Origin of the sequence: Butyrivibrio sp. VCD2006 (genome assembly GCF_000423925.1) — a bacterium.
In the GTDB taxonomy this organism is placed as follows: domain Bacteria; phylum Bacillota; class Clostridia; order Lachnospirales; family Lachnospiraceae; genus Butyrivibrio.
Genome location: NZ_AUIX01000001.1, coordinates 78,903 through 95,915, shown reverse-complemented (window position 1 = coordinate 95,915; position 17,013 = coordinate 78,903). Strand labels below are relative to the sequence as shown.

At 41.4% G+C, this 17,013-nt stretch carries 15 protein-coding genes; 14 read left to right on the top strand and 1 reads right to left on the bottom strand.

All coding sequences use genetic code 11. From position 1 onward, the window contains the following. The first annotated feature begins 8 nt into the window (after positions 1-8). The 6 genes from G586_RS0100370 (at position 9) to G586_RS0100345 (ending at position 5,028) form a co-directional block, all read left to right on the top strand. Positions 9-989 (top strand): ROK family glucokinase, encoded by a 981-nt coding sequence (locus G586_RS0100370; protein ID WP_035771995.1) that lies wholly within the window; start codon positions 9-11, stop codon positions 987-989. Beyond that, a complete protein-coding gene (murB, locus tag G586_RS0100365) occupies positions 979-1,911 on the top strand; it encodes a UDP-N-acetylmuramate dehydrogenase (protein WP_026526087.1) in 933 nt (310 codons plus the stop codon). The genes G586_RS0100370 and murB overlap by 11 nt, the downstream gene beginning before the upstream one ends. After that, positions 1,908-2,771 carry an RNase adapter RapZ gene (gene rapZ / locus G586_RS0100360; RefSeq protein ID WP_026526086.1) on the top strand — a complete coding sequence of 288 codons (864 nt, stop codon included), beginning with the start codon at positions 1,908-1,910 and terminating at the stop codon, positions 2,769-2,771. Before murB ends, rapZ begins: the two co-directional genes overlap by 4 nt. Positions 2,772-2,776: 5 nt before the next feature. Next, complete coding sequence (gene whiA, locus G586_RS0100355; protein WP_026526085.1) at positions 2,777-3,721, top strand: DNA-binding protein WhiA; 945 nt, start codon at positions 2,777-2,779, stop codon at positions 3,719-3,721. A gap of 37 nt (positions 3,722-3,758) precedes the next feature. Continuing rightward, on the top strand, positions 3,759-4,025 hold the full coding sequence (locus G586_RS0100350; RefSeq protein ID WP_026526084.1) for an HPr family phosphocarrier protein: 267 nt from the start codon (positions 3,759-3,761) through the stop codon (positions 4,023-4,025). Between the two features lie 103 nt (positions 4,026-4,128). Further along, complete coding sequence (locus tag G586_RS0100345; RefSeq protein WP_026526083.1) at positions 4,129-5,028, top strand: diacylglycerol/lipid kinase family protein; 900 nt, start codon at positions 4,129-4,131, stop codon at positions 5,026-5,028. A gap of 170 nt (positions 5,029-5,198) precedes the next feature. Here G586_RS0100345 and G586_RS0100340 read toward each other — a convergent pair whose 3' ends face one another. Next, on the bottom strand, positions 5,199-5,726 hold the full coding sequence (locus G586_RS0100340) for a peptidylprolyl isomerase (protein WP_026526082.1): 528 nt from the start codon (positions 5,724-5,726) through the stop codon (positions 5,199-5,201). A gap of 166 nt (positions 5,727-5,892) precedes the next feature. On the opposite strand from G586_RS0100340, the gene G586_RS24395 reads away from it, so the two are divergent. The 8 genes from G586_RS24395 (at position 5,893) to G586_RS0100300 (ending at position 16,984) form a co-directional block, all read left to right on the top strand. Further along, positions 5,893-6,765: a GNAT family N-acetyltransferase gene (locus G586_RS24395; protein ID WP_155833992.1), complete on the top strand. Its 873-nt coding sequence runs from the start codon at positions 5,893-5,895 to the stop codon at positions 6,763-6,765. A 73-nt stretch (positions 6,766-6,838) separates the two neighbouring features. Beyond that, positions 6,839-8,944, top strand: coding sequence for a Na/Pi cotransporter family protein (locus G586_RS21155; RefSeq protein ID WP_242831944.1), 2,106 nt, complete (start codon positions 6,839-6,841; stop codon positions 8,942-8,944). Further along, a complete protein-coding gene (gene hypB, locus G586_RS0100325; protein ID WP_026526081.1) occupies positions 8,941-9,606 on the top strand; it encodes a hydrogenase nickel incorporation protein HypB in 666 nt (221 codons plus the stop codon). Before G586_RS21155 ends, hypB begins: the two co-directional genes overlap by 4 nt. A gap of 133 nt (positions 9,607-9,739) precedes the next feature. Further along, entirely contained in the window at positions 9,740-10,468 is a 729-nt protein-coding gene (pflA, locus tag G586_RS0100320; RefSeq protein ID WP_026526080.1) for a pyruvate formate-lyase-activating protein, read from the top strand. A gap of 332 nt (positions 10,469-10,800) precedes the next feature. Next, on the top strand, positions 10,801-13,065 hold the full coding sequence (gene pflB / locus G586_RS0100315; RefSeq protein WP_026526079.1) for a formate C-acetyltransferase: 2,265 nt from the start codon (positions 10,801-10,803) through the stop codon (positions 13,063-13,065). Positions 13,066-13,438: 373 nt separating this feature from the next. Next, entirely contained in the window at positions 13,439-14,905 is a 1,467-nt protein-coding gene (locus G586_RS0100310) for a leucine-rich repeat domain-containing protein (protein ID WP_196811520.1), read from the top strand. Between the two features lie 18 nt (positions 14,906-14,923). After that, entirely contained in the window at positions 14,924-15,664 is a 741-nt protein-coding gene (locus tag G586_RS0100305; protein WP_026526077.1) for a CvpA family protein, read from the top strand. Positions 15,665-15,679: 15 nt separating this feature from the next. Further along, positions 15,680-16,984, top strand: coding sequence for a hypothetical protein (locus G586_RS0100300; RefSeq protein ID WP_026526076.1), 1,305 nt, complete (start codon positions 15,680-15,682; stop codon positions 16,982-16,984). The last annotated feature ends 29 nt before the right edge of the window (positions 16,985-17,013 follow it).

Here is a 17,013-nt window from a genome sequence, read left to right as displayed (position 1 = left end):
TAATACACATGGAAAACCAGACAACAAGTTTAATTGAAAGATATGTATTCGGAGTAGATATAGGAGGAACAACCGTTAAGATCGGTCTCCTTGATATGGACGGTCATAAGATCGAGGTGTGGGAGATACCCACAAGAACAGAGGACGAGGGTAAAAACGTTCTTCCTGACATTGCTGAAGCAATCAGAAATAAGATGGAACAGAGAGGAATCAAGGACTCTCAGGTTGTCGGAGTAGGCGCAGGTGCACCCGGACCCTTCGGCGATGACGGAACAATCTTTAAGGCTGTAAACCTTGGATGGAGCGAATTCAATATGAAGGATGAGCTTCATGACCTCGTTAAGATTCCTGTAAAGTGCGGTAATGATGCTAATGTTGCAGCACTTGGTGAATATTGGTTAGGCGGTGGCCAGGGCTACAAGGATATGCTGATGGTTACTCTTGGAACCGGTGTTGGCGGTGGAATCATCCACAATGGCAAGATCTTCAACGGAGCAACAGGTTCAGGCGGAGAGATTGGTCACATTCATATCAATGATGATGAGACTAATGTATGCGGATGCGGTAACAGAGGATGTCTTGAGCAGTATGCCAGTGCAACAGGTGCGGTTCTTCTTATGAACAGAATTCTTGAGAAGAGTGACGAGGAGTGTGTTCTTCGCGGAACAGATTTCAAGTGCAAGGACATTTTCGATGCAGCTAAGAAGGGTGATAAGCTCGCAAATGAGGCGATCACACTTTACGGAGAATATCTTGGAAAAGGTCTTGCAATGATAGCATCAACCATCAATCCTGAGATCATCGTATTTGGTGGCGGAGTTTCAAAGGCAGGAGATGTTCTCTTTGATCTTGTTCGCCCTTCATTTGAGAAGTACGTATTCCCCGGTGCAAAGAGAACAAAGTTTGCGCTTGCAAAACTGGGAAATGACGCCGGAATCTTTGGTGCAGCTAAATTGGTTTTGGATTCGGTTGCTAAAAATGAGAATTGATTTAGATGACAGACTTTCGGAGATAATACCGAAGGAAAACATTATAAAAAATGAAGATATGAGCAGGCACACCACGTTTCGTACGGGTGGGCCTGCCGATTATTTTCTAAAGGTTAGTAAGCGCGAAGAATTAAAGGCACTTATAAAGCTTTTTTATGAAGAGGGGCTTGAGTTTTCAAAGGATTATTATGTCCTTGGAAACGGAAGCAATCTTCTTGTGTCAGACGAGGGCTTCAGAGGGATTATCCTTACACTTGAAGGTGAATTCTCTGAATGCAGAATGGAAAGTGACACAGAGATAAGGGCCGGTGCTGCAGTGCTTAATGTGGCAGTTGCTAATCTGGCAAGGGATAATTCACTTACAGGATTTGAATTTGCCCACGGGATACCCGGATCCATTGGTGGAGCACTTGTGATGAATGCCGGAGCATACGGCGGAGAGATGAAACAGGTTGTCAAAAGTGTCACAGCGATAATGGAAGATGGGACCGAGCGAGTATTTGGGGAAAATGAGCTTGGATTTGGCTATAGAACCAGTGTATTTAAGTCGACATGCTGCGTTATCACAGATACCTTACTGTGTTTGAAAAAAGGTGTGAAAGAAGAGATAGAAGAGGTCATGGATGACCTGAAAAACAGAAGAATATCAAAACAGCCCTTGGAATATCCAAGTGCGGGATCGACCTTTAAACGTCCGGAGGGATACTTTGCCGGAAAGCTTATTGAGGATGCCGGGCTAAAAGGATATACCATAGGCGGAGCTCAGGTTTCCGAGAAACACAGCGGTTTTGTTATAAATAAAGGACAGGCTACATCTCAGGATGTATACAGGCTTATCCTTGATGTTCAGAAAAAAGTATTGGAATTTTCCGGAGTGGAGCTTTCTCCGGAGGTGATTTTGTTGGGAGAATTTAAGGAATGAGAATTGTAATCGTAACGGGAATGAGTGGCGGAGGAAAATCAACAGCTATCCATATGCTTGAGGATGCAGGATTTTACTGTGTTGATAATCTGCCGCCTGCATTGTTTGAGAAGTTTTCTGAACTGATCTCGCAACCGGATAGTGAGATTACCAAGGTTGCTGTAGGTCTTGATGTAAGGTCAGGTCAGAAATTCGAGGATGCGCCCAGAGTTATTGAAGAACTCAGACAAAGAGGGCTTCCCGTTGAAATGCTCTTTCTCGAGTGTTCCGATAATGTTCTGGTCAAGAGATATAAGGAGTCCAGAAGAAGACATCCGCTATCTCCTGATGGAAGAATCGAGGATGGAATAAAAAAAGAGAGAGCGCTTCTTGCAAATCTTCGTTCTCAAGCCGATTACATAATTGATACATCACAGCTGTTAACCAGAGAGTTTAAAACTGAGATGGACAAATTGTTTGTGGCTAATGAGAAAAGAAATAATCTCATGGTTACTATATTGTCCTTTGGATTTAAGCATGGAATTCCTTCAGATGCGGATCTTGTCTTTGATGTGAGATTTTTGCCTAATCCGTTTTATATAGACGATCTAAAGCATCTAACCGGTAACGATAAGCCTGTACAGGATTATGTAAAGGGATTCCCGGAATGCGGGCAGTTTCTTGATAAGCTTCAGGACATGCTTGAGTTTTTAGTGCCGGGTTATATTAATGAAGGAAAATATCAGCTCGTGGTTGCTATCGGTTGTACCGGTGGACAGCACAGGTCCGTTACAATAGCAAATGAGATATACAATAGGTTAAGTAATGCTGATAATTTCGGGGTGAAGATATACCATAGAGATTTGAAGCATGCAAGGTGATATGAATGTCATTTTCAAGTGATGTGAAAAATGAACTTGCAAAACAGATAGCGTCATCGAGACATTGTCAGTTAGCTGAATTGTCCGCAATCGTATTGAGCTCGGGTTTAGTTAGGTGCTCGGAAAGCGGCATATTTACTGTGTTTTTACAGTCTGATGCGACGGCGCAAACTAGAAAGTTCTTTACAATACTAAAAAAAGCATTTAATATAGAGGCTAGCGTGCTTGAAAAAATGCCGCAGGAGCATTACGGAGGAAAGGTTTATGTGCCTGTTCTCTGCGGTGCGGATGAGATTTCGTCAGTTTTGAAGTCACTCCATCTTATTAAGGATGATGGTTATATCAGGACGGCGGATGACGGAGTCAGTCACAGAATTGTGAGGCAATCCTGTTGTAAACGAGCATTTTTGAGAGATACATTTTTGTGTGTTGGTTCAGTAAGTGATCCCAGTAAGTCATACCATCTTGAGTTTGTCTGTACGTCAGAGAAGTTTGCGGATGACTTAAAGGAGATGATCGAGAGCTTTGACATAGAGGCGCGCATAGTAATGCGTAAGAAGTACTATGTCGTTTATATTAAGGAGAGTACAGCGATTGTAGATCTGCTTAATGTTATGGAGGCCCCGATCAGTCTGATGAATATGGAGAATGAACGCATTGTTAAAGAGATGCGCAATTCTATAAACAGAAGGGTCAATTGCGAGACAGCCAATATTACAAAAACAGTCAATGCAGCATCGAGACAGACCACGGATATACTTTATTTGAGAGATCACTACGGATTTGAGAATCTTCCGAAGGGACTTGAGGATATGGCAAGGGTCAGGCTGCAATATCCTGATGCAACATTGTTAGAGCTTGGAAAATACCTGGATCCACCTGTTGGTAAGTCGGGTGTTAATCATAGGCTCAGAAAACTCAGCGAACTCGCAGATAAGATTCGAGGATGAGCAACGCTGCGTTCTTTGCAGTTAAGAGGAGGAAATTATGACAACAAAATCTATCGAGATCAAGCTTCCTGGTGGACTTGAGGCGCGTCCTGTTGCCGAGTTAGTTCAGCTTGCAAGCCGCTACGACAGCACACTTCACATTGAGGCACAGTCTAAGAAGGTCAATGCCAAGAGTATCATGGGCATGATGACACTGAATCTTAATGCCGGTGAAGAGGTTACCGTTATCGCTGATGGTTCAGACGAGGAAGATGCGGTTGCAGGAATGGAGAATTTTCTTTTAGGAAATCTTCAGCTATCATAAACTAATATTATGTGAATTCTATGGAAAGCCCTGGTTGCATTCATTATAATGAATGTAGTCGGGGTTCATTTTTTATTTTACTTACTCGATTAAGGGAGGGAATATGAATAAAAAGAAAATGCTTTTTGTTTATAATCCAAAGGCAGGGAAAGAGCGTATCAGAAGTAATCTTCTTGATATTATTGATATTTTTTCAAAGGCCGGATATGAAGTTACGGTTCACCCTACTCAGGAGAGAGGCGATGCTACTAAGGCTGTCAAAAGCAGAGAGAATATCTATGATATTGTTACCTGCAGTGGTGGGGATGGTACTCTTGACGAGGTTGTAAACGGAATGTGGAAGTCCAAAAAGCGTGTTCCTATCGGATATGTGCCGGCAGGATCAACAAATGATTTTGCCATGAGTCTTGGAATTCCCGCAGCTATGCACGCATCTGCTGAAGCACTTGTAAATGGCGAGGAGTACGCATGTGATATCGGTGTAATGAATAATGAGACTTTTGTGTACATCGCAGCCTTTGGGATTTTTACCGATGTGTCATATCTCACACGACAGGATATAAAAAATGTTCTGGGACATATGGCCTATATATTTGAAGGCGCTAAAAGACTTTCAGAGATCAGATCCTATCATCTTAAGGTTACAACGGATGAAGGCGTGATAGAGGATGATTTTGTTTTCGGAATGGTAACAAATTCAATCTCAGTTGGAGGATTTAAAGATATCACCGGCAAAAATGTAAAGCTCGATGATGGAGTATTTGAAGTTACATTAGTGAAACTCCCTGATAACATGCTGGATATGAGCAATCTGCTTGCGTCTTTCCTTAACAGGAATATCGATACTGAGCAGATGTACTGCTTTAAGACTAAGCATATTGAGTTTGAGTCAAAAGAGGAAATTGCCTGGACAAGAGACGGCGAATTTGGCGGTTCACATACCTATGTTGATATTAAAAATGTTAACAAGGCGATAAAAATCATGATACCACAGCGTTCATGATTTGTTCATAAAACGTTAAAAGACTATTAACCTCAGATTATTTCTTAGACATTTCTTTTAGGTATACTAAAGATGTCAGATGAAGAAAGGCAATACCAATTAAAAAATAACTTTTTCATAATAAGCCAAGGAAACAAAGTTTCCTTGGCTTCCTCCCTTTTTAGGGGTAATTACAGTGTCTCGGGTTCGGGATAATCAACACCGAATGTTTCAACAGTAACTTTTTCCATAACCTGTTCTGTAGTAGGTCTGTCCTGCCAGTCAGTCTCTGTCTCGGCAATCTTGTTTACTACATCCATTCCCTCAATAACTTTACCGAAAGCTGCATATGCGCCATCGAGATGAGGTGCGTTCTTATGCATGATGAAGAACTGTGAACCTGCTGAATCCGGAATCTGTGTGCGAGCCATTGAAAGGACTCCCTCAGTGTGGAGCAGGTCGTTTTTAAAACCATTCTGTGAAAACTCACCCTTTATTGAATATCCGGGGCCGCCCATGCCTGTTCCGTCGGGATCTCCGCCCTGAAGCATGAAGCCCTTAATAACGCGGTGGAAGATAACACCGTCATAAAAATTATGGTTAATAAGTGAAATGAAATTATTAACTGTGTTGGGAGCAATTTCAGGATAAAGCTCAGCTTTGATCACATCGCCGCCCTTCATGGTAATTGTAACTATAGGATTTTTTGTATCAGCCATTTTTCTCTCCTTTTTACTTATCTGACAGGCACTGACAGATGAGGGTTTTAGAAATTTGCAATTAATTATACAATATAGCTGAGGTATATAAAAGTTGCTAAGGGAAATCATTTTTTGCTTAAAAAATAAGACTGACTTAAGCGTCAGCGAAAAAGTTCAGAGTGCTGTGGACTACCTGAAAATGAATGGTGTTCATAGCAGAATTGTGTACCCCGAGCCTTGGATCGTGACAAAAGAGAAGCTTCTTTTGGAAATCGTGGAGAACAACTCGGAGCACAGTCTTAATGATATTCTTTTTCTCACAGATTCATCAGAAATTTCGGAGATACTCCTTTTAGGCGGAGCATATGTAGTCGGAGTTTTGCATGATAAAAATGCTGATGAGAATTTTCCCGGACTTCAATATGTTTTTACTGACATTGAAGAGGTTGGATTTGATTCATACGAAAAAGCATACCAGAGGTATGCTCATATTCCATGGACAATCTTAGAGACTGACAGATGCATCATCAGAGAGACCACAGTAGATGATGTTGATGAGTTTTACAAGATATATGCGGATCCTGAGATGACAAGATATATGGAAGGGCTTTTCAAGAATCCTGAAGATGAGAAAAAATATCAGGCGGATTATATTGAAAAGGTTTATGGACTACTGGGATTCGGTACGTGGACAGTTGTAAGGAAAGAAGATGGCCGCGTGATAGGCAGAGCCGGATTTAGTGTCCGCAATGGTTTCGACGATATCGAGTTGGGATTTTTGATCGGAACAGAGTATCAAAGACAGGGCTTTGCCTACGAGGTTTGTAAGGCTATCATTGAATATGGAAGAAAGATACTTCAGTTTGAGAGAATCATAACCTTTGTGAAGGCTGAAAATCTTGTCTCCATTCATCTGTGCGAAAAGTTGGGGTTTGTTAAAACAGATGAGGTTGATATAGAAGAAAATATATACGGAGATGAGTATCACGACGGGGTTAAAGTTCCCAGATCTGAGGCTCAATTCGGTAAATATATCAGAATGGTGCTTGCTATTTGATTTTTTTTCAGTTACCATACATTTGAAGAAGAAGGGATAAAAATACGTAGTACCCAAGATGTAGGAGGTATGGATGAGTTCTATGGATTTATTTTCACTAATTGCAGGGCTTCTCGGAGGACTGGCTCTGTTTCTGTATGGTATGAATGTCATGAGTGGTGGTCTCACCAAGACGGCCGGCGGAAAGCTTGAAGCTGCGCTTAGTAAGGTTACGAGTCACCCTATCATTGCTTATCTTTTTGGTGTGGGAGTCACTGCACTGGTTCAGTCATCATCGGCGTCAACCGTCATGGTTGTCGGTCTCGTTAATTCAAGTATATTGACACTTAAAGAAGCAGTTAATGTTATTCTTGGTGCCAACCTTGGTACAACATTTACGGCATGGCTGCTCAGCTTGAATGCTATCAGCAGTGATAACTTTATTATCAATCTGCTCAAGCCCACATCGTTTACGCCATTTTTGGCAATAATCGGTATTGTTCTTTATATGTTTTCCAAGAGCGATAAAAAGAATAACATCGGACTTATTCTGATTGGTTTTTCAGTGCTTATGTTTGGAATGAGCATGATGTCAGATGCGGTATCACCTCTTAAGAACAATGAGGGATTCCAGAGTGTGCTTATGTCATTCAGTAAGCCGTACATCGGATTTTTGGTTGGTGTGTTCTTTACAATGGTCATTCAGAGTTCTGCGGGAACCATCGGTATCATGCAGGCGTTGGCCATGTCAGTGCACATCACCTATAGCGTAGCGCTTCCGGTTGTAGTAGGTGCAGAGGTAGGAACCTGTATAACAGCTATCCTCTCATCACTTGGAGCTAATAAAAATGGTAAGAGAACAGCTCTTATGCATTTGTACTTCAATATAATAAAAGCCAGCTCTTTCATGATCATTTTCTACATATTACATTCAATCGTAGATTTTGCATTCATGCATCAGACAGCAGGTATGGTTGGAATAGCTTCTATTCATACACTTATCAATCTGGTGGCTACACCGCTTATGTTGCCGTTCTCGGGACTTCTTGTTAAGATGGCATACGCATCAATTCCGATTGATGAGAAAGAGCGCGAGGAGCAGGAGGAGATGCAGGGAATTACAAAGCTGGATCCCCGATTCCTCACGAACCCTCCCTTTGCTCTTGAACAGAGTAAGCAGGTTGCCATGGATATGGCTGAATTTGCAAGAGAAGGTCTTGAAAAAGCGGTTCCTCTTCTTGAGAACTATGATCCGGAGGTTGCTGAAGAAGTCAGAAGACTTGAAGAAAAGGTTGACCGATATGAGGATCAGCTTGGAACTTACCTCATGCAGATAAATAACCACCATCTTGCGGAGACTGATTCAAGAACACTTTCAATCATTCTTCACTGCATTACCGATTTTGAGAGAATCAGTGATCACACACTTAACATCGCTCAGATTGCAAGAACCATGCATGACAAGAAGGAGAAATTCTCTCCTAAAGCAAGTGAAGAGCTAAGGATATTTTCAAATGCTGTAAGGGAGATCGTTGATCTGGCATATACATCATTCCAGAATCAGGATCTTAAGTTGGCGCAGTCAGTTGAACCCCTTGAAGAAGTTATTGATGGCCTCAATATGGAGGTTAAGCGCAGACATGTGAGACGTCTTCGTAAGGGTAAATGTACCATAGATATGGGCTTCTCTCTCTCAGAGCTTGGTACTGACTATGAGAGAATTGCAGATCACTGTAGTAACATAGCTGTATGTCTTCTCGAAGTAAGCGAGGGAATGTTTGATACACATGAGTATATCGAGCATCTTAAGGAAGAGAAGAATCAGGAATTTGAGATTGCGGTTGATCTTTATGAGAGAAAATATCGCCTTCCTGCTATGAAGAAGGGATACGAAGAAGAGGATGAGATAGATCCTTCATTTGCTGAAAATCATCCCGCACTTATGGATATCATGAATGCTGATGATGCATCAATCATTGATGAAGCTATGGAAGCAGCCGGTGTAAGTAACGGCGAAAAGCTCAGTGAAAAGGTAAAAGAAAAGGTTAAGGATAAAGTAAAGAAGAACAAGACCAAGGACAAGAAGGAAAAGAAGGACAAAGCAAAAAAGTCCAAGGAATCTAAGACATCTAAGGATGATAAGGATTCAAAGGAAACAGAAGAACCAAAAGTAGTAAAAGAAGAAAAGGAAGTAGAATGAGTACAAGAATTATTGAATTAAAAAGAAGCGTATTTGAGAGCAATGATGAGAGAGCTGATCTCCTTAGAGGTGAGCTTAAGGATAAGGGAATCTTTCTACTTAATCTTATGTCATCACCGGGATCAGGAAAAACTACAACTCTTAAAGCAACTATTGCAGCACTTAAGGATAAGTACAAGATCGGTGTTATGGAAGCAGATATCGACTCTGATGTTGATACTCTGAAAATTGCTGAGACAGGTGTTAAGGCAATCCAGCTTCACACAGGCGGTATGTGCCATCTTGATGCTGATATGACAAGACAGGGCCTTGATGCTCTTATTGAAGGCGATGTTGATCTTGCAATCCTTGAGAACGTAGGAAATCTTGTTTGCCCTGCAGAGTTTGATACAGGAGCATCAAAGAATGCAATGATCCTCTCAGTGCCTGAGGGACATGACAAGCCTCTTAAGTATCCTCTTATGTTCAGCATCTGCGATGTTGTTCTCATCAACAAGATTGATGTGGCACCTTATTTCGATTTTGATCTTGAGAAATGTAAAGAGTACATCCATATGAGAAATCCTAAGGCAGAGATTATTCCTATCTGTGCAAAGACAGGCGAGGGCGTTGATAAGTTTGCGGAATGGCTCAGCGCTCAGGTTGAAGCCTGGAAGGCATAAGAATATTAAGATTTAATGCCTGGAAAGGCATAAGAATATTAAGATTTAAATGCCTGGAAGCATAGAGGTATAGAAAATTAAAGCCTTCCCCCTGTGGGGGAAGGTGTCAGCGAAGCTGACGGATGAGGGCAAAATGACACAAGGGCGAATTCATTCAATAGAAACCTTCGGCTCAGTTGATGGGCCGGGGGTTCGTTTTATCATATTTTTAAAAGGTTGTAACCTTCGCTGTAAGTACTGCCATAACGCAGATACATGGAATCCGGAATCTACGGATGTGAGATCTGCAGCTGAACTCCTCGATAAGGCAGAGCGCTATAGAAGCTATTGGGGAGAGGACGGTGGTATAACCGTGAGTGGTGGCGAGCCGCTTCTGCAGATGGATTTTCTTCGTGAGCTATTCAGAGAAGCCAAGCAGAGAGGTATAAACACCTGCATTGATACCGCAGCAGAGCCATTTACAAGGCAGGAGCCATTCTTTTCCGAATTCCAAGAGCTTATGAAGGATACGGATCTTTTACTTGTGGATATCAAGCACATAGACAATGATGAGCATATAAAGCTCACCGGAAAGCCTAATGAAAACATTAAGGACTGTCTGAGATACTTATCTGAAATAGGAAAGCCCGTCTGGATAAGACATGTGCTGGTTCCCGGAATCACAGACAATGATGAATATCTGAAAAAAACCAGAGAATTTCTGGACACGCTTACAAATGTTCAAAGGGTTGATGTTTTACCATATCATTCCCTTGGACAGTTTAAGTGGGAGGAACTTGGAATTCCTTATCAGCTTGAAGGTGTGGAAGCACCCAGTGCCGAAAGGGTAGAGAATGCAAGAAAAATCCTTGGCGCTAACTGATGAGGTGAAAGTTCAAAAATTCAGCCGAGTCAGGTGACATAATTATTTACAAGTAAATACATAAAAATCGTTAATTTATTGCCAAAGTTGACAAAAGTTGTCAACTTTGGCTTTTTTTCGGGGTTTATGGTTGAAAAGTGAGGCAGTATATGTAAAAATACACATTGGTGTCATATTTAGAATATACATATTGTGGTTTATGTATTACAATATACAATATATTGTGGTTCTGGTAATTGGCACACAAATAATTTCTTATTATGTTGCTTTTTGCAACTTGCTATAGATGCAACTCGAGGGTGGTATCGTTTTACAAGAGAGGAGTAGAAATTATGAGAGAACAGTGGAGAGGATTTAAAGGGAACAAGTGGACTGATGAAGTTAACTTAAGAGACTTTATCCAGAACAACTATACTATGTACGAGGGAGACGAGAGTTTCCTTGCTGATGCTACAGAGGCTACTGATAAGCTTTGGGGCAAACTCCAGGAGCTTCAGAAGGCTGAGCGTGCTAACGGCGGCGTACTTGAGTGCGAGACAGAGGTTGTATCAGGTCTTACAGCATATGGCCCCGGATATATCGATGAGTCAATGAAGGACCTTGAGACAGTTGTAGGTCTTCAGACAGACAAGCCCCTTAAGAGAGCATTCATGCCTTACGGTGGTATCAAGATGGCTGAGCAGGCTGCAGATACTTACGGCTTCAAGGTAAATGAGAAGTTCCACAAGATTTTCACTGAGTATCACAAGACACACAATCAGGCAGTTTTTGATGCATATACACCTGAGATGATGGCAGCTCGTCACAGCCACATCGTTACAGGACTTCCGGATACATACGGACGTGGACGTATCGTAGGTGACTACAGAAGAGTAGCTCTTTACGGTATTGATTTCCTTATCGAGCAGAAGAAGGAAGATCTTTCACTTTGCGGATGCGGTGTTATGACTGATGAAGTTATCCGTCAGCGTGAGGAGATCGCTGAGCAGATCCGTGCACTTCGTGGCATGAAGGAGATGGCTTCAGTATATGGTTTTGATATTTCACAGCCTGCAAACAACGCAAGAGAGGCAGTTCAGTGGTTATACTTCGGCTACCTTGCAGCTATTAAGACACAGAACGGTGCTGCAATGTCAGTTGGACGTGTTTCTACATTCCTTGATATTTATATCGAAAGAGACCTTAAGGAGGGTACACTTACTGAGTCTGAGGCACAGGAGCTTATCGATCACCTTACAATGAAGTGCCGTATGGTTAAGTTTGCTCGTATTCCCAGCTACAATCAGCTCTTCTCAGGAGATCCGGTTTGGGCTACTCTTGAGGTCGGCGGACTTGGTATGGACGGTCGTCACATGGTTACAAAGAACGACTACAGATTCCTTCATACACTTGAGAACATGGGTCCTTCACCTGAGCCTAACCTTACAGTACTGTATTCTTCAAGACTTCCTAAGAACTTCAAGAAGTATGCAGCTAAGATTTCAGTTACAACATCTTCAATCCAGTACGAGAACGATGATGTTATGAGACCTGTTTGGGGCGATGATTACAGCATCTGCTGCTGTGTATCTGCAACACAGACCGGTAAAGAGATGCAGTTCTTCGGTGCAAGAGCTAACCTTGCTAAGTGCCTTCTTTACGCTATCAACGGCGGTAAGGATGAGAAGTTCCTTGATAAGCAGGGTAACCGCATGCAGGTAGGTCCTGAGTATGCTCCTATTACTTCTGAGTATCTTGATTATGATGAGGTAATGGCTAAGTATGACAAGATGATGGATTGGCTTGCAAGCCTTTATGTGAATATCCTCAACCTCATCCAGTACATGCACGACAAGTATTACTATGAGGCAGCTGAGATGGCTCTTATCGATACAGATGTACGTCGTACATTCGCTACAGGTATCGCAGGCTTCTCACACGTTGTAGATTCACTTTGCGCTATCAAGTATGCAAAGGTTAAGACTGTTCGTGATGAGTCTGGTCTTGTAGTTGACTATAAGATCGAGGGAGACTTCCCTAAGTATGGTAATGATGATGAGAGAGCTGATGAGATCGCTGTATGGCTCCTTAAGACCTTCCTTAAGAAGGTTAAGAAGAACCACACATACAGAGACTCAGAGCCTACAACATCAATCCTTACAATCACATCTAACGTAGTTTATGGTAAGGCTACAGGAGCTCTTCCGGATGGAAGACCTGCATTTGCTCCTTTTGCACCCGGTGCTAACCCGGCTTACGGTGCTGAGCAGTCAGGACTCCTTGCTTCACTTAACTCAGTAGCTAAGCTTCCTTACGAGTACGCTCTTGATGGTATTTCAAATACTCAGACCATCAATCCCGGTGCTCTTGGTCACGATGATGAAGAGCGCGCAGAGAAGCTTGTAAACGTAATGGACGGCTACTTTGATCAGGGAGCTCACCACCTCAACGTTAACGTATTTGGTGTTGAGAAGCTCAAGGACGCTATGGAGCATCCTGAGAAGCCTGAGTATGCTAACTTCACAATTCGTGTATCAGGTTATGCTGTTAAGTTCATCGATCTCACAAGAGAGCAGCAGATGGACGTTATCAACAGAACTTGCCACAAGTCAATGTAATTCAATAAAGAATCCATTAGGGACGGTATCAGCTGATGATACCGTCCCTTTTTTATTTATTAAAAGTAAAGAAAAGATGAAAAGTATTAAATTTGAATAACAAATTATCGCAAAAAGAGAAAAGGACTGGCTGAGGATATATAATTAATTTGTCTTATAGTTTGCTTACTTGCTTTCTTTCGGAGGTAGAACTATGAAGAGTGGATTAAAGAATTTCTATTTTACAGGTATTGCTACTTTCTGCTTTTTGCTGTTATTCATCTGCGGGATGAGTGCCAAGGCGGCGTATGTTGAAGGCGAGCTTGAGGATGGATATCCGACAATTGTATGTGATGATGGCTTTGAATACCAGATAAAGGCAAATGAGGCTGTTGTGCGCGGATACAGGGGAAATGATCCTTTAATTACTGAAATTACAGTTCCTGAGTATGTAACATGCGCTGTGGGTGGAAGGGCTGAAGCGGTTTATCCTGTTGCAGCGATAGGTAAAAGAGCATTCTCATTAGAGAACAAAAGAAAAGTAATTGTAATTCCTAATGACCATAAAGCATTATTTCCTAATGTGGGGGATAAATATGCGGGTAAATATGGTGGGCCTGTTATTACAAAAATCAATCTGACATCTCATAAATTAGACACTATAGGAGAGTACGCATTTGATAAAAATTCCGAAATTGTTTCAGTGGATATTTCTCCTACAGTTGCAGTTATTGGCAACTATTGCTTTAGAAACTGTACGAAATTATTTTCTATAAATATTCCAAATATTGTAAAAGATATACCTTATGCATGCTTTTCAGGATGTATATCACTGAAAAGCTTACCGCTTCATTTAGGGATTACTTCAATTAGCGGATACGCATTTATGGGATGCACAGGATTAACTACTCTTCCTCTTCACAATGACATTACTTCTATCGGACTCGGTGCATTTGAAGGCTGTAGTAATGTTCTAAGTATTAATATTCCCACAGGAATTAAAGAGATTCCGCCAAATATGTGTAGAATGTGCTCTCGGCTTCAGGGAGTAGCGATCCCTAAAAATGTTAAAAGCATTGGCGGTGAGGCGTTTGCATATTGTTGGGATTTATGCAAAGCAGAGGGTACGGTTGTATCCTTGGAAGAAGGCCTTGAAAGTATTGGCGGTGGGGCATTTTATGATACTCCTGAATTAAAGAGTATAACAATTCCATATTCGGTGACTTCAATTTTAACCAGAGGAATAGGATATTACGATAGTGAAGCGGGTCCCAGGTTAGTCCCGGGATTTAGTATATATGGATATAATGATACCGCTGCAGAAAAATACGCAAAAGACAATGGCATATCATTTACAGGAACAGATAGGCTTGGAGATGTAGTCACTGCCAACAATGCGGAATATGTGACACTTGGCAAGTCAGAGGTTCTGCTAACCAAAATTAAGGATTTATCTGTGACTTCCTTTGAAGTTCCAAAGACAATAAAAGTAAATGGGATAACCTACAAGGTCACAGGAATTGCTGACAAGGCTTTTTATGAGTCAAAAAAACTAAAAAAAGTAACCATATTGGAAAATGTAAAGACTATAGGTAACAGTGCTTTCGAGGGTTGCTCGGCACTGACTGAAGTTACAATAGGTAAGAATGTTACAAGCATAGGAAAGAAAGCATTTTATAAATGTAAGAAGCTTCAGACAGTGACAATTAACTCAAAAAAGATAAAGACATTCGGAAAGAAGTGTTTTAAATCTATTGCTAAAAAGGCAAATATCAAGGTGCCAAAGGCTAAACTCTCAAATTATAAGAAAAAGATAAAGAAGTCCGGCATTGCGAAATCGGTCAGTGTTGTGAAGAAATGACCTGGGAGTAACAGAGAAATGAATAGTCTGTTTGCAAGCTTTGCGGTGATGGAGCTGCTGACGATGTACAGAGGCTGGAGAAGAGGACTCTATGGTGCAGTTTATGGGATTGTGACATGGGTGATCATTCTCGCGCTGATAACAACTATGGCTCCCAAAATGACAACCGCTTTAGAAAATAAAAGCAATCTTGGCAAGATTGTCTCGGAAGCGATAGAACCCTATGTATACGTTCTTGCGATGGGTGAGGATACAGAGACTGCTGAGGATACAGGTATACTCCAAAAGTATATCCAAAACTTTGTGGGCTCCGAGGAACAGCTTGAAGAATATGAAAAGATAGTCCTTGGAGAAGATGAAAGTACCAACTCAGAAGCCTATAGTAATTCGGATTATAGGAGTTTATCCGGATCGTCTATCACTGAAGAAAAGAAGCAGGAACTAACGGCCAAATACACCGAGTTTATAATCTACGCGGTAGCTCTGTTCATATGTTATATGGGACTTAAGATAATAACTTCCATTATTGGACTATTTATTAAAGGTCTCATGGTCAACCGTGAGCGGTCAGCAGCCGATATACTTGGAATAATATGGGGAGTCATAGAGGGCATATTATATATGTTCGTTGCGATGACCATAATAACCCTCATTGAGCCAACAAGTATAGGTTCGACTATGATGAAATGGATAGTTCAGGATCCTATCCTGAAATACATCTATGAAGTAAATGTTTTCAAAGGCTTTTTAAGTATGTAAATGGAGATGACGCTTATGGAAGATAAGATTAATAGCGAACTTGTTGATGTTTTCTTATATGAATACCAATTTGCCGATTGGGATGAGATAAATGAAGACATTCTGAAGGATGAAGATACACCTTCTGAGATTCTCGATATTCTCTATGAAGGAAATGCCGCTGACATTAGGGTTCTTAGAGGAATTGCAATTCATCCTAATGCATCTTCGGAGCTTTTGAAGAAACTCTCTGAAAATCAAAACGACGTTGTTAGATGGGGAGTTGCTGAAAATCATAGGACTCCGGAGAAGGTGCTGATAAAGCTCTCAAATGATAGCAGTGACGTCATAAGATATAGGATTGCGCTTAATCCACATACACCGGAGGCTGTTCTTTCAAGTCTCTTAAAAGAGGACAGTAAGATTGTAAGAAGCGGAGTTGCAGCAAATGTAAATGCCACTCCTGAAATGCTTGAGGAGCTTTCTCGTGACGAAAAGCGAACGGTGCGATTGGCAGTAGCGGAAAATGAAAATACAAAAGCGGAAATATTAGCAGTGTTGGCAGAGGATGAGGATAGAAATGTAAGAGCTGCTGTGGCTGAGAATAAAAATGCCAGTCCTGAGATTCTCACAAAGCTTGCATCTGATGAAAGGACACTTGTCAGAGAGAAGGTTGCCGGGAATGAAAATATTCCTCTGGTCGTTTTTCAAAAGCTCAAGGGGGACATGCAGACAGTTGTAAGAAATAGTCTGGCTTCCAATAAAAAAGCGCCTGTTGAGCTTTTATCAGAGCTTGCAAATGACCAGAAGCAGTCTGTTCGTGCAGGAGTTGCTGGGAATGTCAATTCCTCTGAACAGATTTTAAGACATCTGTCTGATGATATAGATGCATATGTAAGGAAGGCTGTTGCCGGTAATATCAATACTCCGGCAAGAGTGCTTACCAGACTATCTAAGGATGATGACTGGAGAGTATGTGAAAAAATAGCCGGAAACCCAAACACTCCGGACGAAGTACTTGAGTACCTTTCAAATTACAGAGACACATATGTAAGAAAAGCTGTTGCAAGTAACAGCAGCACCCCAAAAGATGTTCTCGAACGCCTCGCAGAGGATGGAGAATGGCTGGTTCGTGAGAATGTGGCAAAAAATGTTAATGCCCCCTCGGAGGCCCTTATGAAAATGAAGGAAGATGAGGATCTTCGTGTAACGAGGCTTGTTATTAAAAATCGAAACATGACTAAGGATGACCTTATGTATCTGTCAGTATCACGCAATTTCAGACTAAGATTTAAGGCATGTGTTCAGCTTTTGAAAATTAATTGCGAAGATAGTTTGTGAAGTTGTATAAAAATTTAATAAATTTATTC

What these genes read in the sequence shown, in the direction of transcription:
- G586_RS0100370 (WP_035771995.1), top strand. Translation starts at nt 9, where the DNA reads ATGGAAAACCAGACAACAAGTTTAATTGAAAGATATGTATTCGGAGTA.
- murB (WP_026526087.1), top strand. Translation starts at nt 979, where the DNA reads ATGAGAATTGATTTAGATGACAGACTTTCGGAGATAATACCGAAGGAA.
- rapZ (WP_026526086.1), top strand. Translation starts at nt 1,908, where the DNA reads ATGAGAATTGTAATCGTAACGGGAATGAGTGGCGGAGGAAAATCAACA.
- whiA (WP_026526085.1), top strand. Translation starts at nt 2,777, where the DNA reads ATGTCATTTTCAAGTGATGTGAAAAATGAACTTGCAAAACAGATAGCG.
- G586_RS0100350 (WP_026526084.1), top strand. Translation starts at nt 3,759, where the DNA reads ATGACAACAAAATCTATCGAGATCAAGCTTCCTGGTGGACTTGAGGCG.
- G586_RS0100345 (WP_026526083.1), top strand. Translation starts at nt 4,129, where the DNA reads ATGAATAAAAAGAAAATGCTTTTTGTTTATAATCCAAAGGCAGGGAAA.
- G586_RS0100340 (WP_026526082.1), bottom strand. Translation starts at nt 5,726, where the DNA reads ATGGCTGATACAAAAAATCCTATAGTTACAATTACCATGAAGGGCGGC.
- G586_RS21155 (WP_242831944.1), top strand. Translation starts at nt 6,839, where the DNA reads ATGAGTTCTATGGATTTATTTTCACTAATTGCAGGGCTTCTCGGAGGA.
- hypB (WP_026526081.1), top strand. Translation starts at nt 8,941, where the DNA reads ATGAGTACAAGAATTATTGAATTAAAAAGAAGCGTATTTGAGAGCAAT.
- pflA (WP_026526080.1), top strand. Translation starts at nt 9,740, where the DNA reads ATGACACAAGGGCGAATTCATTCAATAGAAACCTTCGGCTCAGTTGAT.
- pflB (WP_026526079.1), top strand. Translation starts at nt 10,801, where the DNA reads ATGAGAGAACAGTGGAGAGGATTTAAAGGGAACAAGTGGACTGATGAA.
- G586_RS0100305 (WP_026526077.1), top strand. Translation starts at nt 14,924, where the DNA reads ATGAATAGTCTGTTTGCAAGCTTTGCGGTGATGGAGCTGCTGACGATG.
- G586_RS0100300 (WP_026526076.1), top strand. Translation starts at nt 15,680, where the DNA reads ATGGAAGATAAGATTAATAGCGAACTTGTTGATGTTTTCTTATATGAA.